The 25,462-nt window shown below is 73.4% G+C and carries 17 protein-coding genes; 14 read left to right on the top strand and 3 right to left on the bottom strand.

Going from position 1 to position 25,462, the window contains the following annotated elements:
• Positions 1-7: 7 nt before the first annotated feature.
• The 5 genes from ACZ7LB_RS26870 to ACZ7LB_RS26850 all read left to right on the top strand — a co-directional run bounded on the left by ACZ7LB_RS26870 (position 8) and on the right by ACZ7LB_RS26850 (position 8,350).
• Positions 8-1,177, top strand: a complete 1,170-nt coding sequence (locus tag ACZ7LB_RS26870) for an NAD(P)/FAD-dependent oxidoreductase (RefSeq protein WP_471471798.1) — start codon at positions 8-10, stop codon at positions 1,175-1,177.
• Entirely contained in the window at positions 1,170-4,007 is a 2,838-nt protein-coding gene (locus tag ACZ7LB_RS26865) for an FAD-binding and (Fe-S)-binding domain-containing protein (RefSeq protein ID WP_471471797.1), read from the top strand. Before ACZ7LB_RS26870 ends, ACZ7LB_RS26865 begins: the two co-directional genes overlap by 8 nt.
• 137 nt (positions 4,008-4,144) lie before the next feature.
• Positions 4,145-5,581, top strand: coding sequence for a 2-oxoadipate dioxygenase/decarboxylase (gene hglS, locus ACZ7LB_RS26860; protein WP_471471796.1), 1,437 nt, complete (start codon positions 4,145-4,147; stop codon positions 5,579-5,581).
• 35 nt (positions 5,582-5,616) lie between these two features.
• Positions 5,617-7,164: an L-piperidine-6-carboxylate dehydrogenase gene (gene amaB / locus ACZ7LB_RS26855; protein ID WP_471471795.1), complete on the top strand. Its 1,548-nt coding sequence runs from the start codon at positions 5,617-5,619 to the stop codon at positions 7,162-7,164.
• A 46-nt stretch (positions 7,165-7,210) separates the two neighbouring features.
• The gene (locus tag ACZ7LB_RS26850) at positions 7,211-8,350 is read left to right on the top strand and encodes a Glu/Leu/Phe/Val family dehydrogenase (protein ID WP_471471794.1); all 1,140 of its coding nucleotides are present in this window, start codon (positions 7,211-7,213) and stop codon (positions 8,348-8,350) included.
• Between the two features lie 69 nt (positions 8,351-8,419).
• On the opposite strand, the gene ACZ7LB_RS26845 is transcribed toward ACZ7LB_RS26850, so the two are convergent.
• The gene (locus ACZ7LB_RS26845) at positions 8,420-9,319 is read right to left on the bottom strand and encodes a LysR family transcriptional regulator (protein WP_471471793.1); all 900 of its coding nucleotides are present in this window, start codon (positions 9,317-9,319) and stop codon (positions 8,420-8,422) included.
• Positions 9,320-9,563: 244 nt separating this feature from the next.
• Here ACZ7LB_RS26845 and ACZ7LB_RS26840 point away from each other — a divergent pair, with 244 nt between their 5' ends.
• The 9 genes from ACZ7LB_RS26840 (at position 9,564) to ACZ7LB_RS26800 (ending at position 22,847) form a co-directional block, all read left to right on the top strand.
• Positions 9,564-11,024 carry an APC family permease gene (locus ACZ7LB_RS26840; RefSeq protein WP_471471792.1) on the top strand — a complete coding sequence of 487 codons (1,461 nt, stop codon included), beginning with the start codon at positions 9,564-9,566 and terminating at the stop codon, positions 11,022-11,024.
• Between the two features lie 613 nt (positions 11,025-11,637).
• Positions 11,638-12,393, top strand: coding sequence for a (5-formylfuran-3-yl)methyl phosphate synthase (locus tag ACZ7LB_RS26835; protein WP_471471791.1), 756 nt, complete (start codon positions 11,638-11,640; stop codon positions 12,391-12,393).
• Positions 12,394-12,403: 10 nt separating this feature from the next.
• Positions 12,404-13,807 (top strand): aldehyde dehydrogenase family protein, encoded by a 1,404-nt coding sequence (locus ACZ7LB_RS26830; RefSeq protein WP_471471790.1) that lies wholly within the window; start codon positions 12,404-12,406, stop codon positions 13,805-13,807.
• 2 nt (positions 13,808-13,809) lie between these two features.
• Positions 13,810-14,913 carry an NAD(P)-dependent alcohol dehydrogenase gene (locus tag ACZ7LB_RS26825; protein WP_471471789.1) on the top strand — a complete coding sequence of 368 codons (1,104 nt, stop codon included), beginning with the start codon at positions 13,810-13,812 and terminating at the stop codon, positions 14,911-14,913.
• A 232-nt stretch (positions 14,914-15,145) separates the two neighbouring features.
• On the top strand, positions 15,146-16,054 hold the full coding sequence (locus tag ACZ7LB_RS26820; protein ID WP_471471788.1) for a class I SAM-dependent methyltransferase: 909 nt from the start codon (positions 15,146-15,148) through the stop codon (positions 16,052-16,054).
• A gap of 635 nt (positions 16,055-16,689) precedes the next feature.
• Positions 16,690-17,907, top strand: a complete 1,218-nt coding sequence (locus ACZ7LB_RS26815; RefSeq protein ID WP_471471787.1) for an eCIS core domain-containing protein — start codon at positions 16,690-16,692, stop codon at positions 17,905-17,907.
• Between the two features lie 605 nt (positions 17,908-18,512).
• Positions 18,513-19,001, top strand: a complete 489-nt coding sequence (locus ACZ7LB_RS26810; RefSeq protein WP_471471786.1) for a GNAT family N-acetyltransferase — start codon at positions 18,513-18,515, stop codon at positions 18,999-19,001.
• A gap of 538 nt (positions 19,002-19,539) precedes the next feature.
• On the top strand, positions 19,540-20,355 hold the full coding sequence (locus ACZ7LB_RS26805; protein WP_471471785.1) for an ABC transporter ATP-binding protein: 816 nt from the start codon (positions 19,540-19,542) through the stop codon (positions 20,353-20,355).
• A complete protein-coding gene (locus ACZ7LB_RS26800; RefSeq protein WP_471471784.1) occupies positions 20,352-22,847 on the top strand; it encodes an ABC transporter permease in 2,496 nt (831 codons plus the stop codon). The genes ACZ7LB_RS26805 and ACZ7LB_RS26800 overlap by 4 nt, the downstream gene beginning before the upstream one ends.
• A 217-nt stretch (positions 22,848-23,064) precedes the next feature.
• On the opposite strand, the gene ACZ7LB_RS26795 is transcribed toward ACZ7LB_RS26800, so the two are convergent.
• Both ACZ7LB_RS26795 and ACZ7LB_RS26790 read right to left on the bottom strand, forming a co-directional pair.
• Complete coding sequence (locus tag ACZ7LB_RS26795; protein WP_471471783.1) at positions 23,065-23,310, bottom strand: hypothetical protein; 246 nt, start codon at positions 23,308-23,310, stop codon at positions 23,065-23,067.
• Positions 23,311-23,597: 287 nt separating this feature from the next.
• On the bottom strand, positions 23,598-25,160 hold the full coding sequence (locus ACZ7LB_RS26790) for a PH domain-containing protein (RefSeq protein WP_471471782.1): 1,563 nt from the start codon (positions 25,158-25,160) through the stop codon (positions 23,598-23,600).
• Between the last annotated feature and the right edge of the window lie 302 nt (positions 25,161-25,462).

Genomic DNA, 25,462 nt, shown 5'->3' with positions numbered 1-25,462 from the left:
CACTGCCATGCCGATCAATCCCCATCGCGTCGGATGGGACGACGACCCCGTCGCCACGTCGTGGCCGGGTCTCGGCCGGGTCGAGAGCGATCTGACGGCTGACGCCTGCGTCGTCGGGCTCGGAGGGTCGGGCCTCGCGGCCGTCGCCGAGCTGACCGACCGCGGCCTGTCCGTCGTCGGCATCGACGCCGGACGGATCGCGGCGGGCGCGGCCGGCCGCAACGGCGGCTTCCTGCTCGCCGGGCCGTCGAGCTTCCTGCACCGCTCCCTGGCACTGTGGGGGGACGCGGCCATCAGCCTCTACCGCGCGACGCTGGACGAGCTGGACCACCTCGGCCGACTCCTCGGCGACGACGTCATCCGGCGGACCGGGTCGCTGCGCCTCGCGGGCCTGCCGGGACGGATCCGGGACGACGCGGAGGCCGCGGACCGTGAAGCCGAGATCGCGGACTGCGGCAAGCTCGCCGAGACCCTGCGGGACCACGGAATCGCCGTCGAGGACTACGAGGGCCCCCTCGGCCGGGGCATCTACCTGCCGGATGACGCCGCCATGAACCCGGTGCGCCGCGCGCTCGGCATGGCGTCGCTGCTCCGGTCGCGTGCCAGGCTGTTCGAGAACACGGCCGCGGTGCGCATCGACAGCGGTTGTGTGACGACCGCGACGGGCCGGATCAGCGCGCCCCTGATCCTGGTCGCCGTCGACGGGCGGCTCGAGCAGGTCCTCCCCGAACTCGCGGGCCGGGTGCGCACCTCCCGCCTCCAGATGGCGCGGACCGAGCCGGTCGCGACGACGGATCTGCCCTGCCCCGTCTACTGCCGCTGGGGCTTCGACTACGGACAGCAGGACGCGCAGGGACGGCTGTACGTCGGCGGCGGGCGCGACCGGTACATCGACGACGAGTGGACCCTGGACGACGCGCCCACACCCGTCGTCCAGAAGCACATCGAGTCGGTCGCGGAGCGCCTGGCGGGTCGTCCGGTGACGGTGACCGACCGGTGGGGTGCCTCGGTCGGCTTCACCGAGGACGGACGCCCGCTGTGCACCGAGGTGGCATCCGGAGTGGTGGCCTTCGGAGGGTACAGCGGAACGGGCAACCTGGTCGGTCCGGTCACCGCGCGCGCCGCCGTCGCCCTGGCCCTGGACGGCACCCCCATACCCGGCTACCTCAATGGCTGAGCCTCCCGTACGAAAGCAAGCGGCGGCGGACCGCCTCGCGGGCCTGCTGCGCCGCGCGGGCGTGCGGGACGTCCTGTCGGACGACACCACCCGTGCGGCGTACTCCTCCGACGCCTCACTCTACCGGGTCCGGCCGCTTCTCGTGGTGCGTCCCGGTGACGAGGACGAGGTCCGCAGCGTCATGGAGGTCTGCCGGGACGAGGGGGTCCCGATCGTGCCGCGCGGCGGAGGAACGTCCGTGGCCGGCAACGCGATCGGCCCGGGAGTCGTCATCGACTTCAGCCGCCACATGACGAGCATCCTCGGGGTCGACGCCGACCGGCGACTCGCCGTCGTCGAGCCCGGCGTGATCCAGGCCGACCTGCAACGGGCGGCGGCCGCGGCCGGACTCAGGTTCGGGCCCGACCCGTCCACCGTCAGCCGCTGCACGATCGGCGGCATGATCGGCAACAACGCCTGCGGTTCGCGGACCCTGGGCTACGGGCGCACCTCGGACAACGTGCTCGGCCTCCGCGGCTACTTCGGCAACGGCGAGCGGTTCGATCTGGGCTCCGGCACACCGGCGAGCGGCGGCACGACCCTCGACGCGCTCCGGGACGTCGCGCTGAGCAACCTGTCGACGATCCGGACCGAGTTCGGCACCTTCGGCCGGCAGGTGTCGGGCTACGCCCTGGAACACCTCGCCCCCGAGCGCGGATTCGACGTACGACGTGTGCTCGTCGGCTCCGAGGGAACGCTGGCGGTGACCACCGGGGCGACGGTACGCCTCGTCCGCGACCCCGCCCACGCGGTGCTCGTCGTCCTCGGGTACGACGACATCGGCTCGGCCGGCGACGCGACGCCGGACGTGCTCCGGTTCGGCCCGACCGCCTGCGAGGGAATCGACGCGCGCATCGTCGACGTGGTGCGGCAGCGCCGTGGCGCCCACGCCGTTCCCGGACTTCCGCGGGGACGGGCATGGCTCTTCGTCGAGCTGGCCGGCGACGACGCCCCCGAGATCGCGGAACGCGCCCGGTCGCTGATGGAGTCCGCCGGAGCGGTCGACTCGCGGTTGGTGACCGACCGCGACGCGATGACCGCGCTCTGGGGCATCCGCGCCGACGGCGCGGGACTCTCCGGCCGCAGCGCGGCCGGCCTGCCCGCCCACGCCGGCTGGGAGGACGCCGCTGTTCCGCCCGATCGGCTGGGCGCGTACCTGCGGGACTTCGAGGCACTGATGGAATCGGCGGGGGTCGGAGGACTGCCCTACGGCCATTTCGGCGACGGATGCGTCCACATCCGGATCGACTGGCCGCTGGAGAGCGGCGGCGGCACCCGGGTGTTCCGGGAGTTCCTGACCGCCGCGGCCCGGCTGGTGGCCGGCTACGGCGGCTCCCTCTCCGGCGAGCACGGCGACGGCAGGGCCCGCAGCGAGCTGCTGCCGTTGATGTACAGCCCGGAGGCGCTCGCCGCGTTCGCGGCGGTGAAGCGGGCGTGCGACCCCGGCGACCTCCTCAACCCGGGGGTGGTGGTCGAGCCCAGGCCGGTCGACGCGGACCTGCGGGTGCCGGCGGCCCGGCGGCTCCGGGGCGAGTTGGCGCTCACCTACGGCGGTGACGACTTCAACCGCGCGGTGCATCGCTGCACCGGAGTCGGGAAGTGCCGGGCGGACAACAGCGCCTCCGGTGGCGTCATGTGTCCGTCGTACCTGGCCACGAGGGACGAGCGCCACTCGACGCGGGGGAGGGCCCGGGTCCTCCAGGAGATGCTCAACGGCTCCGCCGTCACGGACGGCTGGCGGTCGGCCGAGGTGCACGAGGCGCTCGACCTGTGCCTGTCCTGCAAGGGCTGCACCGCCGAGTGCCCCACCGGGGTCGACATGCCCGCCTTCAAGGCCGAGGTGCTCCACCAGACCTATCGACGGCGGTTGCGTCCGGCCGCGCACTACGGCCTCGGCTGGCTGCCACGATGGGCGCGCCTCGCGAGCACCGCTCCGCGCCTGGCCAACGCCGTGCTGCGGGTCCCGGGACTCGGGCGCTCCGCACGGGCGATGGCCGGCGTCGACGGCCGACGCAGCATTCCGCCCCTCGCCGAACAGACCTTCCGCGACTGGTTCGCCCGCACGCGGGACGAACGCGCGAGCACGGGCACGCCGGTGGCGCTGTTCGTCGACTCCTTCACGAACTACTTCACCCCCGAGGTCGGACGGGCGACCGTCGCCGTTCTCGAGGACGCGGGCTTCAGACCGGAGATTCCCGACCAGCACATGTGCTGCGGCCTCACCTGGATCAGCACGGGACAGCTCGATGCCGCGAAGCGGATCCTCCGCCGTACCGTCGGCGCCCTGGAGAAGTACGCCGAGGCGGGAACGCCCGTCGTGGGGATGGAGCCGTCGTGCACGGCGGTGCTGCGCGGTGACGCGCGGCACCTGATCGGCGCGGGTGCCGAGGCCGTCGCGGACTCTACTCGTACGCTGGCGGAACTCCTCGTCGGGGCCGGGTGGACACCTCCCGACCTCCAGGGCGCCGACGTGGTGGCGCAGCCGCACTGCCATCACCACGCCGTGATGAGCTGGGACGCCGACGCCGCGCTCCTCGAGGCGGCCAACGCACGAGTGCGACGCGTGGGCGGATGCTGCGGACTCGCGGGCAACTTCGGCGTCGAGAAGGGGCATTACGAGGTGTCCGTGGCCGTGGCCGAACAACAGCTGCTGCCCGCCGTCCGGGCCGCTCCGGCCGGCGCCCACCTCCTGGCGGACGGCTATTCGTGCCGCACCCAGCTCGCCGATCTGACCGACGGCGAGGGACTCCACCTCGCCCAGCTGCTCGCCGCCCGCCTGCCCCGGAACTGACCCGGCGCGCCCGCGCATCGGATAGCGGGCCTGATCAATCAGCAGCAGAGTCCGTCGCTTGTTGCCGCGGATCGGCGCTGCAAGGCTTTGCGACAGCAGAGCGCAGAACGATTTGAGACCTCAGGAGCACACCACCCATGGCCCCCCTTCAGCAGTGGCAACTGCGCGCCGAGTTCGCCCGTCGGCTCTCCGACATGTACGCCAAGGAGGTTCCGGCCTACGGCACGCTGCTGGCAGTCAGCCAGGAGATCAACCGGGAGGTGATGGTCGACCAGGGCGCCGACGCCGAGCGCCTGGGCACCATCAGCCGGGTCAGTGCCGAGCGCCACGGTGCCATCCGCCTGGGCACACCGCGCGAGATGGCACAGGCGACCAGGCTCTTCGCCGCCATGGGGATGCACCCCGTCGGCTTCTACGACCTGCGCGAGGCCGCCGGCAGCGCGGTGCCGGTGGTCTCCACGGCCTTCAGGCCCATCGACTCCGAAGAGCTGGCGCTCAACCCCTTCCGGGTGTTCACCTCGATGCTGGTCCCGGGCGACCGCCGGTTCTTCAACGCGGACCTCCAGGCCCGGCTCACCACCTTCCTGGACGGGCGCCGCCTGTTCCCCGACGAGCTGCTGGTCCTCGCCGACCGCGCGGCCGGGCACCGCGAGCTCTCACGTGCGGACGCCGACCGGTTCCTGGATCTGGCGACGGCCGCCTTCGAGCTCTCCCGGGAGCCCGTCGACAAGGCGTGGTACGAGGAACTCCACACGGTGTCGTCGGTCGCCGCCGACATCGGCGGGGTGGCGAGCACACACATCAACCACCTGACGCCCCGGGTGCTCGACATCGACCGGCTCTACGACCGCATGGGCCAGCGCGGCATCACCATGATCGACACGATCCAGGGGCCGCCGCGCTGGCAGGGACCGGACCTGCTGCTGCGCCAGACCTCCTTCCGGGCGCTGGCCGAGGAGCGCGCGTTCCGGACGCCCGACGGCCTCACCACGACGGGCGACCTGCGGGTCCGTTTCGGCGAGGTGGAGGCCCGGGGCATCGCGGCGACCCGAACCGGACGGGAGCGGTACGACGAGCTCTCGAAGCGCGTCCAGCAGGCCATGGCGAACCAGCCCTCCGACGTGCCCGACCACGAGATCCGGAACTCGGTGGCCGCGGACCTCTGGCGCGAGCTGGTGCCCCGCACCGAGACCGAGCTGGCCCTCGACGACCTGGCCTACTTCACCTTCCGCGTCCGCGAGCCGGGCCGGCGCGACGCACAGGTGCCGCCCCGCGACCTCCGCGGCCTGATCCAGGGCGACTGGGTCGTCGCCGAGCCCGTCGTCTACGAGGACTTCCTGCCCAGGTCGGCGGCGGGGATCTTCCAGTCCAACCTGACCTCGGACGGCACCAGGGACGACGGCCGGCAGGGCACCGCGATCGACTCGGAGCGGATGTCCGGCCTGCTGGAGGCGACGATCCACGACCCCTACGAGCTCTACGAGGACATCCGCCGCAGATCACTGACCGAGGTCGCCGACGCACTGTCGATCGACGCGATCCAGACCGGCGCGACCTCCACCACGTCCAACTGACCGGCACGACCGGCCCTGCCCAAGGAAAGCCAGGAATGAGCGACACACACCACATCGAGATCCCGACGACCGACGAGCTGCGCACGCTGGCGCGCACGAGCCTGGAGCGCTGCGGAGCCGACTTCGCCGCGGTCGGGCCGACGGCGTCGGCCCGCATCACGACGCGTACCCCCATCACCGGCGAGAACCTGTTCGACGTGCCGGCCGCCACCGCCCACGACGTCGAGCGGGCCATCGAGGACGCGCACGCCGCCTTCCTCACCTGGCGCACGGTGCCCGCTCCCGTCCGCGGCCAACTGGTCAAGCGGCTCGGCGAACTGCTCACCGAGCACAAGACCGACGTCGCCAACCTGATCAGCATCGAGGTCGGCAAGATCGCCGCGGAGGCGCTCGGCGAGGTGCAGGAGATGATCGACATCTGCGACTTCGCCGTCGGGCTCTCCCGTCAGCTCGAAGGGCGCACCATGCCGTCCGAGCGCGCCGGCCACCGGCTGATGGAACAGTGGCACCCGCTCGGCGTCGTCGGCGTCATCACCGCCTTCAACTTCCCGGCCGCCGTGTGGTCGTGGAACACCGCGCTGGCCGTCGTGTGCGGCGACACCGTGGTGTGGAAGCCCTCGGAGCTCACCGCCCTGACGGCCGCCGCCTGCTCGGCGCTCTTCGACCGCGCGGCCCGCGAGGTCGGCGCACCGGAACACCTCAACGTGACGGTTCCGGCGTCGGCCGCAGACAGCCAGGTGCTGGTCGACAGCCCCGGGGTTCCGCTGGTGAGCGCCACCGGCTCCGAGCGGATGGGCGGACAGATCGCTCCGCGGGTGGCGCAGCGCTTCGGCCGGACCATCCTCGAACTGGGCGGCAACAACGCCGCCGTCGTCACACCCTCGGCCGATCTCGAACTCGCGACCCGCGCCATCGTCTTCTCGGCCGCGGGTACGGCCGGACAGCGATGCACGACGCTGCGCCGCGTCATCGTCCACGAGGACGTCGCCGAGGTCCTGATCGACCGGGTCGTCACCGCCTACCGCGGTCTTCCGATCGGCAGCCCCTTCGACGGGTCGACCCTGGTCGGCCCGCTGATCGACGGGCGCGCCCACGCCGCCATGTCCTCCGCCCTCGCCGACGCGACGGCCGCGGGCGGCACGGTCCTCGTCGGCGGTGGGCGCCGGCCGAGCACGGACGGGTCGTTCTACGTCGAGCCGGCCGTCGTCCGGATGCCCGGCCAGGCCGGCATCGTCCGCCAGGAGACCTTCGCTCCCATCCTCTACGTCATGACCTACTCGACGTTCGAGGAGGCCATCGCGCTGCACAACGAGGTGCCGCAGGGCCTCTCGTCCGCGATCTTCACCCTCGACCAGCGGGAGGCCGAGCGGTTCATCGCCGCCGACGGCTCCGACTGCGGCCTCGTCAATGTCAACATCGGCACCTCCGGCGCCGAGATCGGCGGCGCGTTCGGCGGCGAGAAGACCACCGGTGGCGGACGCGAGTCGGGGTCGGACGCGTGGCGCGCGTACATGCGCCGTACGACCAACACCATCAACTACTCCCGTGAACTGCCGCTGGCCCAGGGCGTCAACTTCGGCTGACCCCGTCGCGGACGGAACAGCCCGACAACGAGAGGAGAGGGACCGAATGCTCGACATGATGGACGAGTGGGGACCGGAGAAGGTCGTCTGCGTCTCCGACCGGCGTACCGGGATGCGGGGCGTGCTGGTCATCGACAACACGGCCCGCGGCATGGGCAAGGGCGGGACGCGGATGACGCCCACCGTCACGACCACCGAGGTGGCGCGGCTGGCGCGCAACATGACGTGGAAGTGGGCCGCGGTCGACCTGTTCTACGGGGGGGCCAAGGCCGGTGTCCGAGCCGATCCGACCGCGGCCTCCAAGGAGGAGGTGCTGCGCGCCTTCGTCCGCGCGCTGCGCAACGAGGTCCCGGAGGAGTACGTCTTCGGGCTCGACGTCGGACTCTCGGAGGCCGACGCCGCCATCCTGCTGGACGAGGTCGGCTCCCGTGCGGGTGCGGTGGGGACCCCCCTCGATCTCGGAGGTCTCCCCTACGACCAGTTGGGGGTCACCGGTTACGGCGTCGCCGAGTCGGTGGACGCCGCGGCGGACCTGGCCGGCCTGGAGACGACGGGGCTGACGGTCGGCATCCAGGGCTTCGGCGCCGTGGGGGCGGCGGCCGCCCGCCGCCTGGCCGAACTGGGTGCGACGGTCGTCGCCGTCTCGACGGCCCGCGGGGGACTCCACCGTCCCGACGGTCTCGACGTGGCTCGGCTCCTGCAACTGCGGGAGGTCCACGGCGACGCGCTGGTCGACCACTACGGCGGCGACGCGAAGCCGCTGGCGGCGGGCGAGGAGCTCCTGGTGCCGGCGGACGTTCTCGTCCCCGCGGCGCTGCAGGACGTCATCGACGACCGCCTGGCCGCGGAGCTGCCGGCGAGGATCGTCGTCGAGGGGGCGAATCTGCCGAGCAGCGCGAGCGCCCAGCAGATCCTGCACGAGCGGGGCGTCGTCGTCGTTCCCGACTTCATCGCCAACGCGGGCGGTGTCGTCGCCGCCGCGGTCGCGATGGACGCGCGCTCCTCGGCGATCCGGCCGGATCCGTCCGCCGTGTTCACGAACATCTCGGCCAAGCTCCGGGCGTGTGCCCAGGAGACGATCCTCGCGTCGCGCACCGGCGGAGTGACGACGCACCGCGCGGCGCGGGCCGCCGCTCAGAACCGGGTCGCCGCGGCCATGCGTCTGCGGGGGATGCTGCGGGACTGACGGGGCTTCGAGCGCGCGTGTCGCCGTGGCGGAACCGGAAGGGGCTCCGCCACGGCGACACGCGCGTCCTCAGCCGACGACGGTGCGTATCGTGTCGGTGACGGCCCGGACCGCCGGTCGTGCCGTGGCGCCGGCGGCGCGGATCAGGACCGTCCGGCGCTCGAAGTGCTCCGTGAGGTCCACGCGCGTCAGCGAGACCGAGTCGTTCAGCGCGAGCATCGTGTCCGTGACGAAGACCGCGCCGAGTCCACGGGCCGCGAGGACCAGGGCGACCGCGGTGTCGACCATCTCGTGACGGACCTGCGGTTCGAAGCCGCTCTGGCGACAGGCGGTCCGCACCGCACGGCCGAAGGGAGTGCTCTCCGGCGGTGCGACGAAGCTCCACTCCCGCGCCTCGCGCAGCGAGATCTCCCGGCCCGTCGGAGCGTGCGCGCCGTCCGCGAAGGCGAGACCGAAGCGCTCGGTGTGCAGCGTGATCGCCTCGATGTCCGGGCTGCGCCGCATCGGGCTGTTGGGGTAGTCGAGGCCGAGCGCCAGGTCGACGCGACCGCGCCGGACGGCGGGCACCACATCGTCCACGTCCAGCTCGCAGGTCCGCAGGTCGACGGCGGGGAAGGCGCGCCGCATCGAGCCCGCGACCGGCGGCACCAGCGCGGCCGCGGTGCTACCGAAGGTGCCCAGCAGGATCGGTCCGGCCGGCACGTCGCGGGCGGACCGGACGGAGTCGAGCGCGATCCGCTCCGCGTCGAGTATGCCCGCCGCGTGCTCGGCGAGCAGCCGCCCGGCGTCGGTGAGCACGACCTTGCGGCCGACCCGGGCGATCAGGGGCGCGCCGACCGCCTTCTCCAGTGCGGCGAACTGCTGGGAGACGGCGCCCGGCGTGTAGCCGAGCTCGTCCGCGACCGCGGCAAGGGTGCCGAGGCGGCAGAGCGCGCGAAGCGCGACGAGATGGGTCAGGTTGAGCGTCACTCACCCCTCCTCGGGGACGGACCTCGGCGGCCCGCGCAGGTCGCGAGCGTAGTGAAACTGTAGTTTCGATGCGGTCAATTATGCAGCGATTCTGTAAGTATCGCTTCTTGACGCGTCGACCGTGACCAAGCACACTTTTTCTCGCCAGGTCATCGCCGCGCAGACGCTGCCGCCGACCTGCTCGCCACGCGTGCCGTCGGGCCGCATGAGGCGTTTCCTCGTCTGTCAACCAAGAGGAGTCGGTGTGTCCGAATCCAGCAGTTCCTCCCCGCTCAGAAGGGACCTGTCTGTCTGGGGCGCCCTGGGGCTCTCGGTCGCCGTGCTCGGGCCGAGCATGGCGGTGAACATCAACCCGCAGGCGCCCGCGGCCCATGTCGGACGCGCGGTGCCGCTGGTGTTCGCGATCTCCACCGTCGCGGTCGTCCTGGTCGCCTACGCCTTCGTCCGGCTCTGCCAGAACTTCGCGCACGCCGGCTCGGTCTACGGATTCGCCGCGGCGACCGTCGGCCCGCGGACGGGCTTCGTCGCGGGCTGGCTGCTGCTGGGCACCTATGTGGCCTTCGCGGTGTGCACCGTCGCCGGCGGCGTCCTGTTCTTCTCCACCTTCCTTGAGCAGGTCGGTATCGGCGGGGGCGCCGGCTGGCTGGTTCCGGCGGCGATCATCCTGGCGGGGGTCGCGTTCCTCGCCTCCCGGCCGGCCAAGAGCGCCACGGCGGTCCTGCTGGTGATCGAGGTCGTCACGATGGTGGTCATCCTGGTCATCGCCGTGGTGATCTTCGTCCGGCTCGCCGCCGGAAACCCTCCGCAGGCGCAGCAGCTCACGGCCTCGATCTTCACCCTGCCCGAAGGCGCGTCCAGTTCGGGGCTCTTCTTCGCCATGACCTTCGGCTTCCTCTCGTTCGCCGGGTTCGAGGCGGCGTCGACCCTGGGGGAGGAGACCCGCAACCCCCGGCGCGACATCCCCGTCGCGCTGATCGGCACCGTCCTGATCGCCGGGGTCTTCTACGTCGTCGTCACCTCCGCCGAGACGCTCGGATTCGGGGCGGACGCGCAGGGCGTGAACGCGCTCATCGCCTCTCCCTCCCTGATGGGGGACCTGGCCACGATGTACGTCGGGAGCTGGCTGGGGCCTGTCGTCACACTCGGCGCCGCCGCGAGCGCGTTCGCGGGCGGACTCGCGTGCACGGTGGGTGCCTCACGTCTTCTCTTCGCCATGGGACGTGACGGATTCGGGCCCCGCCGCCTGGGAGAGGCGCGCGAGCGCGACGGTGTGCCGCAGGCCGCTGTCACTCTGGTGACCTGCGTCGTCGCCGCCGCCTTCGTCCTCCTGCGGCTGTTCGCCGCCGAGAGCGACACCGACGTCTTCTTCTGGGCCGCGACGGTCGGATCGCTCGGCCTGATGTCGGCGTACGCGATGTGCCTCGTCGGCGCGATCCGGTTCCTCTTCTTCGGGGCGACGCCGCGGGTGAGCCGCAGGGAGATCGTGGTGCCGCTCGCCGGTCTCGCCGCGATCGGCTTCATCATCTACACCAACGTGTACCCGCGGCCCGAGGCGCCCTACTCCCTCTTCCCCTACCTCATCGCCGGCTGGATCCTGATCGGCGTCGTCATCGTCCTGTCGGTCCCCGGACTGGCGGCCCGGATCGGAGGGCAGTTCGCGACGGAGTCGGAACAGCCGGCGGACGAGCCGGTACCGGTCGACTGAGCGTGCCCCGCACAGCGGCCACGAGGCACCCGAGGGCGATGCCGCGTTGCTGTACGCCCGGTGAGCCGAGGTGCCGGGGGCGTGGGGGAGTGCGGGTGCCGGCCGACGGTAGCCAGGGCGGTCACTCGGCGAGGGCCTTCGGGGCGGCGAAGTCTTCGGTCGTCCGGGTGCGGTCCCACCCGCCGTGAGGAGGGGCGGCGCGGGCGGAGGTGCGGGGAGAGCACCGACGCCCGCGAACGCACGCGGACACCGCGCGGGGCACGGCGGGCCGCCGCACCGCCGGCCGCCGTCGGAACTCCGGACGCCGCACTCGGGCACGGGCCGCCGGGACGCTCCTCGCTCGCGGCCGGGGGGCGCGCGGGCGGCCCGGGGAAGGCGCGGGCGGCGTCGGGTCGGTCGACCACCCGCCGACACCGGGGTGCCGACGGCTCAGCGCGCGCCGGTTCGAACCGGCGCGCACGGCGCACCGGCGACGCCCTGAACGCACCGCTCGGAGTTCGCGCGCCCTACCGGAGGTCATGGGCTCTGGGAATGATGAGCTGACCGCAGGGGTCCAGGCGACACCGCGCACCTGCCTCCCGGTGAGGCGGACCCGTGGTGGAAGGAGTCCACATTGTTGCTGCTCATCTCCCCGGACGGCGTCGAGGAAGCCCTCGACTGCGCGAAGGCGGCGGACCACCTCGACATCGTCGACGTCAAGAAGCCCGACGAGGGCTCGCTCGGCGCGAACTACCCGTGGGTCATCAAGGAGATCCGTGAGGCGGTCCCGGCGGACAAGCCGGTGTCCGCCACTGTGGGAGACGTGCCGTACAAGCCCGGCACGGTGGCCCAGGCGGCACTCGGCGCGGTGGTCTCCGGAGCCACCTACATCAAGGTCGGCCTCTACGGATGCACGACTCCCGAGCAGGCCGTCGACGTCATGCGGGGGGTCGTCCGCGCGGTGAAGGACCACCGGCAGGACGCCTTCGTCGTGGCCTCCGGATACGCCGACGCCCACCGGATCGGCTGCGTCAACCCGCTCGCGCTGCCCGACATCGCCCTCCGCTCCGGCTCCGACGCGGCCATGCTCGACACCGCCGTCAAGGACGGGAGCAGGCTGTTCGACCACGTGCCACCGGAGAGCTGCGCGGAATTCGTCCGGCGGGCCCACGACGCCGGCCTGCTCGCCGCCCTCGCGGGCAGCGTGAAGAGGGGCGACCTGGGCGAACTGACCCGCATCGGCACGGACATCGTGGGAGTGCGCGGGGCGGTGTGCGAGGGGGGCGACCGCACAGCGGGAAGGATCCGGCCGGAGCTGGTGGCCGACTTCCGGGCGGAGATGGACCGGCACGCCCGGGAACACGGGGCCGCCGCCACCGTCGCGGGCTGACACGGTGGGCATGACGGCACAACGGGACCGTTCCCCGGCCGGGACCTCCGGCAGACGCCTCCGCGTCCTCGATCCCGCGACGGGCGAAGCCTTCGACGACGTCCCCGACCAGCGGCCGGAGGAACTGGACGCCGTCGTGCGCCGGGCCCACGACGCCTGGCGCGGCTGGCGGACCGACCGAGGCGTCCGCACCACCGCGTTGCTCGCGGCGGCCGACGCCGTGGAGGCCGCAGGTCCGCGCATCGCCCCCCTGCTCACCCGGGAACAGGGCAAACCCCTGGCCGAGTCGTTCGCGGAGATCGACCGTACGGCGGCCCGCCTGCGCTACTTCGCCGCGCTCGACCCCGGTCCCCGGCCCCTCAAGGACGGCCGTCCGGTGCGAAGCGAGCTCCGCTGGCGATCGCTCGGACCCGTCGCCGCGATCGTCCCGTGGAACTTTCCCCTCCAACTGGCGTCGGCGAAGTTCGCGCCCGCGCTCGCGGCGGGCAACACGGTGGTGCTCAAGCCCTCGCCCTTCACCCCGCTCGCCACCCTGCTGCTCGGATCCGTCATCGCCGACGCGCTCCCCGCGGACGTGCTCACGATCGTCACCGGAAACGAACCCCTGGGCGCCCGCCTCGCCTCCCACCCGGGGATCCGGCACGTCACCTTCACCGGTTCGATTCCCACCGGACGGGCCGTCGCGGCGGGCGCCGCGCCGTCGCTCGGCCGCGTCACGCTGGAACTGGGCGGCAACGATGCCGCCGTCCTGCTGGAGGACGTGGAGGTGGAGCGGATCGCGGACCGGCTGTTCTGGGCGGCGTTCCGCAACTGCGGGCAGGTCTGCATGGCGGTCAAGCGCGTCTACGCCCCCGCCCGGATCTACGCGGACGTCGTCGAGGCCCTCGCACAGCGGGCCAGGAGCACCGTCGTCGGGTCCGGCCTCGATCCGGACACGCAACTGGGTCCGGTCAACAACATGCCGCAACTCGCCCGGGTCGAACGGTGCACGGCACAGGCGCTGGCCGACGGGGCCCGGGCCGCGGCCGGAGGCCACCGGCCGGACCGGCCGGGATACTTCCACGCGCCGACGATCCTGGCCGACGTCCCGCCCGACAGCCCGGTGGTGACGGGGGAGCAGTTCGGTCCGGTCCTGCCGGTGCTGCCGTACCGGGGCCTCGACGAAGCCGTCGAGGCCGCCAACGGTACGCGCTTCGGGCTGGGCGGCTCGGTGTGGGGAACCGATCTCGACCGGGCCGAGGCGGTGGCGGACCGGCTGGAGTGCGGGACGGCGTGGATCAACCACCACGCCGAACTGTCCCTCGCCCAGCCCTTCGCGGGCGTCAAGGAGAGCGGCGTCGGCGTCGCGGGAGGGCCGTGGGGGCTCTACGGAAATCTCAGACCGTTCGTCGTGCACCGCCCGGAGGAGATGTGACGATGAGGTTCGGCGCGGCGGTACTCCGCTCGTACGAGAGCCGGTTCGCCGTCGAGGAGGTCGTCCTGGAAACGGGACCGGCGGACGGCGAGATCCTGGTGAGGATCGCGGGCTGCGGCATGTGCCGGACCGATCTCGCGGTCCGGCGGTCGGCGGGCCGCTCACCGCTGCCGGCGGTGCTCGGCCACGAGGGGGCCGGCGTCGTCGTGGAGACGGGCGGCGCGCACACCGGTCTGAGCGAGGGCGACCACGTCGTGCTGAGCTTCGACTCCTGCGGACACTGCCGGAACTGCCTCGCCGCCGCCCCCGCCCATTGCGACTCCTTCGCCTCGCTCAACCTCTTCGGAGGGCGCGGGGAGAACGCCGCACGGTTCACCGACGCGGCCGGGGAGGAACTGGCCCCCCGGTGGTTCGGCCAGTCCTCGTTCGCCGAGTACGCCGTGGTCCCGGCCCGCAACGCCGTCCGGACCGATCCCTCGCTGCCCGTCGAACTGCTCGGGCCGCTCGGCTGCGGATTCCTCACCGGTGCGGGCGCGGTCCTCAACTCCTTCGGCATCGGGCCCGGCGACACCCTCGTGGTCCTCGGCGCGGGGGCGGTGGGCCTGGCCGCGGTGATGGCGGCCGGGGCCTGCGGAGCGGTGACCGTGGCCGTCGACCGGCACCCCGAACGGCTCGCCCTCGCCGAACGGTTCGGCGCGATCCCGTTGCCCGCGGCGTCCGCCGACCTCCCCGGCCATGTCCGAAGACTCACCGACGGCGGCGCGCAGTACGCCCTCGACACCACGGCCTGCGCCCGGCTGATCAACGACGCGCTCAGGGCCCTGCGTCCGACCGGCCACCTCGGTCTGGTCGCACGACTCCGCACCGCGCTGCCGCTCGAACCGGGCGTGCTGGACCGGGGCCGGAGGATCTCCCACATCTGCGAGGGGGACGCGGTGCCGCGGCTGCTGATCCCGCGGCTGACCAGCCTGTGGCAGGCAGGCCGGTTCCCCTTCGACGAGCTGATCCGCACCTACCCGCTCACCGACATCAACGAGGCCGAACGTGACTGCGAAGCGGGCCTCGTGGTCAAACCCGTCCTGCTTCCGGAGCCGCTGCACCGGTGAGTCGACGCGCCGGTGCGCCACTGCGCCGGTGTGCCATCGAGCCGGTGGACCGGAGAGCCGGTGGGCCGGAGAGCCGGTGGGCCGGTGAAGGGACGGGCGGGGGGCGACGTTCCCGCCCACCCGCCCGTCCCTGTCCACCGCCGTTCACCCGCCGGTCCTCCCGGCCGGTTCCGGTGATCCAGCAGGCGCATGGTCCGCCGTGCGTCGCCCCAACTCGACCGAAGGAGAACACGTGGTCGGTACGACTTCTCGGAACGCCGGTGCGGAAGGCGTGGAGGGAGGTGTCGGCCTGACCGCGCTGCTCGTCGCCGCGGCACGGGCGATCGAGACCCATCGCCACGACTCCCTGGCACGGGACGTCTACGCGGAGCACTTCGTGCGCGCCGCACCGGCGTGCGCCGACTGGCCGGTTCGGATACAGCAGGTCCCGGACGGGGACAGCGATCCGCTGTGGGGGCGGTTCGCCCGCTACTTCGGTCTGCGGACGAGGGTCCTCGACGACTTCCTCCTCGGGTCGGCGCGTACGGGTGGCGCCCGGCAAGTGGTCCTGCTCGGTGCGGGGCTGGACTCGCGGGCCTTCCGGCTCGACTGGCCCCCCGGCCGCGTGATCTTCGAGATCGACAGGGAGGGCGTGCTGGCCTTCAAACACCGGGTGCTCGACGGGTTGTCGGCCACGGCGAAGGCGGCGAGGGTGCCCGTCCCGGTCGATCTGCGCGCGGACTGGGCCGGAGCGCTCGTCGACGCGGGCTTCGACCCGGCGGTACCGAGCGTATGGCTGGCCGAGGGGCTGCTGTTCTACCTGCCCGCCGCCGCCGAGACGCACCTCGTCGACGAGATAGACCGGCTGAGCACAGGGGGTGGAGCGTTGGCGTTCGAGGTCAAGCTCGACAAGGACCTGCTGGAGTACCGCGACAGCCCGCTGTACACCTCGACCGCCCATCAGATCGGCATCGACCTGCTCGGTCTGTTCGCCAGGGAGCCGCGGCCCGACTCCGCGGGCGCCCTGGCGAGCAGGGGCTGGTCCACATCGGTTCGCACCCCCTTCGACTTCACCCGTCGCCACGGTCGGGGGCCCCTGCCCGAGCGGAACGACGCGCTGGCGGGCAACCGGTGGGTGTTCGCGAACAGACCCCGACCGTGACACGGGCCCCGGCGACCGGCCCGCCGCACGCGCGGCGGACCTCGGCCGCACGAGCGTCGGCCGCCCCGCACCGTCCACGGCCCTTGGCGCCCGCACGACCGGCGGCATCGGCATCGGCCTCGACCCCGGCGCGGGGCCGGACCGGCCGGTAGGTCATCGCGCGCGTGCACGGGTTCGAGCCGCGCGCCCTGGTGCGCGATCCCTTCCACGGCGCCGACGGCGCGCGGCAGGTCCCTCGCGTCCGCCGCTGAAAGCCGTGCCGGCGACCTCCTGAAGCCTTCACTCGGTGATCCAGGACAGCAGGACCGGCCGACCACTGCTCCGGGTCCCAAGGCCCACCCGCCGTTGCCCCTTCGCACCCGCCCTCTCTGCCCTCCGGTGGCGCAACAGTGCCCCGACGCTCCTTGCGCGGCCGGCTCGCGGCGGTCGAGGCTGAACAATCCGTAAGGGAAGGGTGTGAGATGCACGCACAGGACCGGAAGCAGGAAGAGGCGCGGCGGAAGGCCGCACCGGCGCGTGGCCACGACGCGTCCGCCACCGTTCCCGGCACACACCGTCCCGAAGGCGTCGGTGCCCACGGCTCTCGGGGACTTGGGGCCCTGCAGCGCAGCGCGGGCAACGCGGCAGTCGTCCGCATGATCGAGCGGGAGCGGCACGCCCACGGTCCCGGCCGCGGTCACCACGAACAGGAGGCGCCGGTCCAGCGCAAGGCCGTTCACGAAGGACCGCGGGCCCCGGGCAAGCCGCTGGACGAAACCGTCCGCACCGGCATGGAGGCGCGGTTCGGCGCGGACTTCTCCGACGTGTGCCTGCACACCGGACCGGCGGCGGCCGCCCCGGCCACCTCGATCGGTGCCCGCGCCCACATCTCCGGCAGCCGCATCGTGGTGGGGAACGGGGGCGGTGACCGGCACACCCTGGCCCACGAACTGACACATGTCGTCCAGCAGCGCGACGGCTCGGTCGCCGGGAGCGACAACGGGGCGGGGCTGAGCATCAGTGACCCCTCCGACCGCCTCGAACGAGAGGCCGGGGCAACGGTGTCCGAGGTCATGTCGTCGGGCCCGCTCGGGGAGGCGACGGTGCCCGCCGTGCGGCGTTCGGCGCACCCACGCGGCCCCGACTCGCCCCGCTCCGTCCAGCGGGCGCCGAAGGGCCCCTTGATGCAGGGCTACGACCGCCCGGGCATCTCCAACGCGGCGACCGAGGAGATGCTGGAATACCAAGGAGTGACCGGCTCCCCGTCCTCTCGATCACCGCGAGCGGAACAGCGCCTGAAGGAACTCCAGGGCGAGAACCACTTCGACACCGCCCTCGCGGCCAACTGGAAGGCGGGCAAGCGCACCGGCCAGACCCAGGACGGTGTCCCCATCTCACGAAACCACCGGCTGTCGGACCACTACGTCGGTCACGTCATCGAGAGAGCCGCCGAGGCCCGGAGCGAGGCGGACGACGACGGGCTGAAGGTGCTGGCGATCGACACCGCGGTGCAGCGGTTCATCACCGCGTGCGCCCCGTCCGGATCGGTCGACGGCATCATGGACGAGTTCCGCCGGCTCTCCGCGGCGAACTTCCGGGATGTCGTCGGTGCGACCTCGAACAACGGCCGCAACCTGCGAGCGGGCCACGCCCGTGACAACTCCACCATCCAGGAGCACTTCGATCCGGGCATCATCGCGGGAGGCACCGCGACACCGATCACCGAATCCATCATGGAAGCGGTGAAGAACCTGGTCGACGAGAACGTCATCGACAAGGCGCTGTCAGAAGAGGCACTTCAGGCCTACCGGGGCTGGACCTCCTCCGACATCCGGGAACGCGCCCGACGGTCCGGAGCGGTCGACGGGCCGTAGCGGCAGGGTTCGGCGCCGCTCCACCGCCACCGGTACAGCGCCCCTCCCCGGCAGCCGTCACTCTGGTCCGCGGGGCGGCGACCGCCCGGGCCGCGACCAGCGCGACGGTCCCGGGAGCGGCACCGCCGGTGGGCCCGGACCGTCGACGACGAGCCCGCCCGGAGCGCCCGCGACCGCGGTGCGAGGTGGAGGCGCCGGAGCTGTTCAGCGACACCGCGGTCATCGCCGCCTGGGGAGCCGCGGCATGGAGACCGGGGCGACGGCGGCCGCCGGCGCCGCGACCGGGGCGACGGGCAGGAAGGCGGCGCGCCGCCCCCCCACGCTCCCCGCCTGCCCCGCGACGACGCGCAGGGCCGGCAGAACGCCCGGTCCGGGCGTGAGCGCCCATCCGGCCTCGGCCGGTAGGAACGCGGCCGGCCCGCCGCACAGCACGAATCTGCGCGGACAGCGGTTCGGCCGGCCGCGAGGACGGGCGCGCCGAGCGCGAAGGCCGGGAAGCGAACGCGGTGACGAACCGGCCGGCGGTGAGCCAGGAGTGTGGGCAGGGAAACGCCTTTGCGCCCGGTGTGATCGGCGTGGATGCTGGCTTGCCGGAGGTACGGAAGATGACCGACGTCGTGTTGAAGCTGTCGGCCCGTGATCTGACGCATGCGGACCTGGCGTCGTGCGGGTGGGCAGGATCGGACCACCACCTGGCGGGCGTCGCGCGGCAGTTGGAACGTGTCCGGGCCGGCGAGGTCGACTACCTCGCGGTCTGCCCCGCGACGGACATCCCCGTGGCGAAGGGCGGTGTCGACTACCGGGTCAAGAAGGGGGTCGGCACGCTGTGGCAGCTGGCAGTCCATCCCGCGTTGCAGTCGTGCGGGATCGGCACGTTCCTCGTCGAAGCCGCGGAACTGCGGATCAGGACCCGCGGTCTTCGGCAGGCCGAACTCGGCGTGGAGGAGAGCAACCTCCGGGCACGTGCGCTCTACGAGAGGCTGGGCTATGTCGCGTACGGCCGTCAGCCGGACTCGTGGGACGAGCGAGCGCCTGATGGGTCGTTGCGCCGCCACGAGACGATGTGCACGCTGATGCGGAAGGAACTCGCGTAGGCAGAGTCACCTTCGCACGGTCTTCCAGCGGAAGCGGCCTCCCAGGTCATGGCGCCGTCGGATCCGGGGCGCCGTGACCTGGGAGGCCGTCGGCCACGGCGGAGGCCCCCTCCTCAGCTCCAGCCAGGCTCAGCCCCGCAACCGGTCGGACTCGCCGGGCCGGCATTCCGGCCCTCTCCCGCTCCACAGGGCCGAAACGTACTCGTCAGTGCCCCTGCGGACCCACGCCGCACCGCTTCCCCGGCGGTCCCCGGCTCGGCGGCCACGGCCGCGTACCTCCGCCTGCCGCGCGACACAGCGCGACGGCGCCCCCCCGGAACGCCTCCGGGTACGGAGACTGACGTCGCACACGGACCTCGTCCCCTTTCCGGACCATCAGGGTCCGGCGCCACGGTGCCCAAGGGATGTGCCTCCGCCCCCTTCCCGGCCCGGCCTCGGGTTATCCCCACCCCCGGTCCGCCAGCAGCCGCCATGGTCCGCGACGGCCGGGGATCCGTAGCTTTGCGTCATCGGCTCGAAGAGATCGCGAGAGGACGGCATGAGGCGGCGCAGCGGCAAGCAACATCGGACGGACGACCCGGTGGAGGCCCGGGGAACACATGGGCCGGCCGTCGAACTGCGCGGCGTTCGCCGACAGTACGGGCGCGGCACCAGCGCTGTGCACGCCCTCGCGGGCATTGACCTCGCCCTGTCGCGCGGCACGTTCACCGCCGTCATGGGCCCGTCCGGCTCCGGCAAGTCCACGTTCCTGCAGTGCGCCGCCGGCCTCGACCGGCCGTCGGCCGGCTCCGTACGCCTCGGCGGCACGGAGATCACCGGCATGCGCGAGAACCGGCTCACCGAACTGCGCCGCAGCCGCCTGGGCTTCGTCTTCCAGGCCTTCAACCTGCTGCCCTCCCTCACCGTGGAACAGAACGTGCTGCTCCCGATGCGCCTCGCCGGGCAGCGCCAGGACCGCCGCAAGGCGGACGGGATGCTCGCGCGGGTCGGCCTCGCCGACAAGGCGAAGCGCCGGCCGGACGAGCTCTCCGGCGGCCAGCGGCAGCGTGTGGCCATCGCCCGCGCCCTCGTCACCCGACCGGACGTGGTCTTCGCCGACGAGCCCACCGGAGCCCTCGACACCGGCACCGCTGCCGAGATCCTCGGCCTGCTCCGGCACGCGGTCGACACCCTCGGCGCCACCGTTGTCATGGTCACACACGATCCGGTCGCGGCTGCCTGGGCCGACCGCGTGCTGTTCCTCGCCGACGGCGTCTTCACCGGCGGCCTCGAACGGGGCCCGGCGGAGGAGATCGCCGCGCGCATGGCGGCCCTCACCTCTCGTACGGGCGCGACGACAGGGGCCGCGGCGTGAGGAGATTCGCCCCCAACGGCCTCGCCCGCGCGGCCGTTCGCTTCAAACCGGCGTCGTTCGTCGGTACCTTCGTCGCGCTGATGACGGCGGCGTTGATCGTCTCGGCCTGCGGCATCCTCCTGGAGACGGGCGCCCGCGCTTCGGTGCCGGCGAAGCGGTACGCGAAGGCGCCGGTCGTGGTGGCCGCGGACCAGTACGCCCGCCTCGTCGTGGGCGGCGGCGACAGCCGCTTCGAGGTGGCGAGCGCGCTGCCGGACACGGCACGTGTGGACGTCGCGCTGGCCGGCAGGGCGGCCCACGCGCCCGATGTGGAAGCGGCGGTGCCGGACTTCACGTTCCCGGTGCTCCGGGGTGACGGCGCGCTGACCGGACACGGCTGGGGATCGCACGCCTTCACCGGTGCCGCGCTCACCTCCGGGGCCGCGCCCCGCACCGGCGAGGTGGTGCTCGGTACGGCCGCGGCTCGGGCCGCGAAGACCGGCGTCGGTGACACGGTCGCGCTCCGAACCGCCGGCGGGCGGGCCGACTTCCGCGTCTCCGGTCTGGCGAAGGCCGGACCCGGTGATGTGGCCGGGAGCGCCATCGGCTGGTTCGCCGACGTCCAGGCTCCCGCGCTCGCCGGGCATCCCGGCAAGGCCGACGCCATCGCCGTACTGGCCAGGGCAGGGGCCGACGCCGACGTCCTCGCCGCCGGCGTGAAGAAGGCGCTCGCCGGCTCCGGAGCCGAGGTGCACACCGGTGAGGACCGGGGCGCCGTCGAGGACCGCGGGCTCGCGTATGCCAAGGAAGCGCTCACCGGACTCGGTGGATCCTTCGGCGGAATCGCCGCCCTGGTCGCCGTCTTCACGGCGTCCGGCACGGTCGCACTGTCCCTCGCCCAGCGCGCCCGGGAGTTCGCACTGCTGCGCGCCGTCGGCGCCACTCCGCGGCAGATCCGCCGCGCGGTCGCTGCCGAGGCCCTGCTCGTCGCGCCGTTCGCCGGACTGGTCGGCTGCCTGCCCGGGATCGGGCTCGCACACTGGTGGTTCGGGCAGTTGAAGGACCACGGGGCCATCCCGGAGCCCGTGGACCTGTACGTCTCCTGGGTCCCGCTCGTCGTCGCCGTCGGCATGGGGCTGCTGACCGCGCTCGCGGCCGGCTGGGCGGCCGGGCGCCGGCCGGCGAGGATCAAGCCGGGGCAGGCACTCGCCGAGGCGTCGGTGGAGCGCCTGCGGCCGGGGTTGATCCGCTCCGTGCTGGGCCTCGGCGCCCTCGTCGGCGGCGGGCTCCTCACCGCCGTCGCCGCACGGTCGGCGGGGGAGGACGCGGCCAACGCCGCCCTCGGCGTGATCATGTTGTTCATGTTCTCCGTCGCGCTGCTCGGCCCGCTGGTCGCGTGGCTGTGCGCGGCGCTGTTCGGGCTGCTGCTGAGCGGCCGCGGCGCCGCGGCCTCGCTCGCCGCCGCCAACTCCCGTACGAACGCCCGTCGGCTGGCCTCCGCGATCACCCCGATCGTGCTGGCCATGGCCTTCGCCTCGGTGCTGGCCTTCATGCACACGAGCGAGAACCACGTCGCCGCACAGCAGTTGCGCGCCGGCGTCACCGCGGATCACGTGATCACGCACCCCGTCGGGCTGCCCGCCGACGCCGCGGACCGGGCCGCCCGCGCACCGGGGGTCGACGCGGCCGTGGGCCTGCTCGACGCGCAGGTGCTCGTGCCCGTCGGCTCCGGAGACGACCGGTGGCTGCGGGGCTCGGCGATCCAGGGCATCTCCGGCTCCGGCGCACAACTGGCGAAGGTGCAGGACCTCGACGTGCGCAGCGGCAGCCTGGACCGTGTCGGCAAGGGCCGTATCGCCATCGGCGAGACGCTCGCCACATCGGCCGGCGTCGAGGTCGGCGACAAGCTCCCGATGTACCTCCCGGACGGCACCGGGACCAGCCCGGAGGTGGTCGCCGTGTACGGTCGCGGGCTGGGTCTCGCGGCCGTCACCATGGACCGTGCTTCCCTGGCCGCCCACGTCACCTCGGGCTTCGACAGCACAGTGCTGGTACGTGGGGGAGACGCCGGGGCCCTTGCCCCGCTGGGCAAGGTCACCGACGCGTCCGGCTACGCCCTCGAGCGGACCACCGACCGCGAGCTCAACGCCTGGGCGAACTACACCATGGCCGGTGTCCTGGGCGGCTTCGCCGCCGTCGCCGCGGTCAACACCCTCGTGATGACCGTCCTCGACCGTCGCCGCGAGCTGGGCATGCTCCGCCTCGTCGGCGCCACCAGGCGCCAGGTGATGGGCATGCTGCGCTGGGAAGGACTCCTGGTGGCGGTGACCGGCATCGCCCTGGGCACGGCCATCGCCGCGGCCACCCTGGTCCCGATGATGCGGGGTCTGACCGGCGAGGACCCTTACGTACCCCCGCTCGTGTACGGGTCCTTCGCCGCGGCCGCGGTGGGCCTCGCCCTGTTCGCCGTCACCCTCCCGGCGCGCGCGGCGCTCCGCGCCCCGGCGGGCTGACGGGGTATGCGGCCCTGAGGCGCGGGCAGGGACCTCGTCGGGATTCGGCAGCAGGCCCCCTCACCGGCGCCCTCGCCGCCGTGCGGTACGCCCTGCTGGACGAGTTCACCCGGCGTCGCGCGGACATCACCGCCGCCCGCCGGCCGTCCCTCCCGCGTCACCCGGCGATGACCGGGGTGGACGTCGATCACTCCGCACACCGAGGCGGCCGGGTCGATCACGCGATGCCCGCCACGATGTCGCGGGAGGGCTGCGTGCGGTGCGAGCGCGCCGCCGCGATCTGCTCGCGGGCCCGTGGCGCGGTCATCGCGCTCGCGAACCGGCCGGGCCCGGGCTGCGGGGCCCGGCCGACGGCCTTCCGGTCCGGCTGCGGCCTGCCCCTCTCGGAGGCGATGGGGGCAGCGGGTACACGGCCCGACAGCAGTTGCCGCCCCGGACTGACCATCACGTGGGGAACCGACATCCCGGCTCCGGCCAGGAGACCGCACCCGGCGCGGGCACCGGTCACATGGCGGGGGCGGTCTTGCCCCCGGCGACCGGGTCCGTGTTCCGTGGTCGTGGCGACACGCGTCGACATCTGCCGGGCTGCTGCTCATGACCTCAACCCTTGTAACCGGTCGGGCATTTAGGGCGTCCCCGCCGGGCCGGGGCGAGGCCGAACTCCTGCCGGAGATGCGCTCCCGCGGCGACCCAGGCCGGGCCCGAAGCGGTCATCCGGTACAGGGAGGAGCATCGAGGGGCCTGCCGGCCTCAGGCATCCGAGGGTGTGACGTCCGGGGACGTGCCCGCGGTGTCCAGGGCGCGGAGGACGCGGGTCAGGTCGGCCGGGGCCGCCGCGAGGCGCACCGGCTCGCCCGCGTCGTCCAGTTCGGCGACGTGCCAGCCGCGGGGGACCCCGTCACCGTCACCGCCGCGGGGACGCCGCACGCCCTGGACGGTGAGCCGGTGCACCGGAATCGGCCGTGCCGCGAACCGGCCCGGGCCGGGGTGGGGGACGACGGCGGGCGGACCGGCGCCGAGGAGGACGTGGGTGCCGAAGTGGTTCGGGTTGTAGTCGGTGCTCTCCAGGAAGCGGGCGGCGAGGAACACGTCCTCGTCGGCGGAATCCCGGGGCGTCGCCCCGGCCGAGGCGAAACCCCGGGGCGTGCGGATCCGGGTCGCGCGCCAGGCCGGGACCAGGAGGCCCAGCGTGCCGAGCGTCCCCGCGGCCGCCCAGGCGAGGGGCCCGGGAGAGGAGGGCAGGCCCATGGGGTGGAGGTAGCACAGTGGCAGCAGCCACAGCGCCGTGACGACCAGGACACCCGCGAACGGCAGCGCCGACGGCACGATCTCGTCGTCGGGAAGCCGGCGTGCGCGCCGGTGCTGCACCACCCGGGCCCCCGGCCAGCAGCCCGCGAGGGCGAGCGCGGCGGCGGCCACGGCGACCGGGCCGGCGCCGGTGAAGTGCTCGCGCCACACGCGGTGTTCCCCCGTCACCACCCGCACCTGCCCCCGCCACAGGGTGAGTTCGACATGGTCGCCGGTACGGAATCCCTCGGCGTCCTCCCGCGGGACCGCCACCCGGTCCACGGGCCGGCCGTCGGCGAAGTACAGCCGGCTGGGCCGTTTCCCCTTGCCCACCTCGGTCCGGGCGATCACCGCCGGCAAGGTGGTGAGGCACTCCTCGCGCTCCGTGGACGGCGCCGTGGCCGCGCAGGGGCCGGCCGAGTCCCACGCCTCCTCGGCCGCCCCCGCGACCGGCACGAAGGACGCGGCCAGTCCCGCCCCCGCGAGCAGCAGCACGCACAGGACCAGCGACACGGCGGCGCCGCGCCCCGCGGTGTGCCTGGAGATCACGACGAGGTGGTCCGAATCGGGGTCCCCGTGCCGACGGTGCAGGGCCCGCAGCGCGTCCAGTCTCTCGTCGAAGTCCGGCCGGTCGTTCCGGGAACCGGACACCGGCAGCGGCAGCCGCCGGGTCCGCCCGTCGCGCAGCAGCACCTCGATGCGGAAGTACTCCTCCCCGTGCCGTCCGTACTGGACGCGGACGCGCAGGTCGGCAATGTCGCCCCAGGCCAAGCTCCGGCGACGGCGCAGCAGCGAGCCGTACCGTACGCCGGACGCGTCGGCGCCCACATCGAGGGAGACCCAGTGGAGGAAGACGACCCCCACCAGGGCGGCCAGCAGTCCTCCGCCCACCCACCAGTCCACGAACCGGCCCGAGTGCACCAGGCGCGCCGCGGCCAGGGCCGCCCCGGCCGCGCCCACCCCGACGACCACCCACAGGGGTCGCCTGCGCGGAGGGCGGACGCTCACTTCCCGGTCCATGGCCATGCGCGCATGGTGCCACCGCCCGCTCCGCGCCCGCCTGTGCGGCACCCGGCAGTCTTCGGGCCCTGGGACTGCCGGGACCGGGGGCCGGGGGCCGGCGGACCGGCACCGACGACGCGGGACTCCCCGGACCCGAGGGCGGCCGGGCGGCACCCCGCAGAGCATGGTCCAGGGCGCGGGAGGAGGGGGTCGGGACGGAACCGTGATCCGAGTGCGGTCGCGACCCCCGCAAAGATCGTGGACCGCGGCGGCTTGCGGCCGGGCATGAGAGGGGCGCGGCGGGGCCGGGCTACCGGTTTCCGCCC

It is taken from the genome of Streptomyces sp. NPDC107521, assembly GCF_055598485.1.
This window is presented reverse-complemented; position numbering and strand designations above follow the sequence as displayed.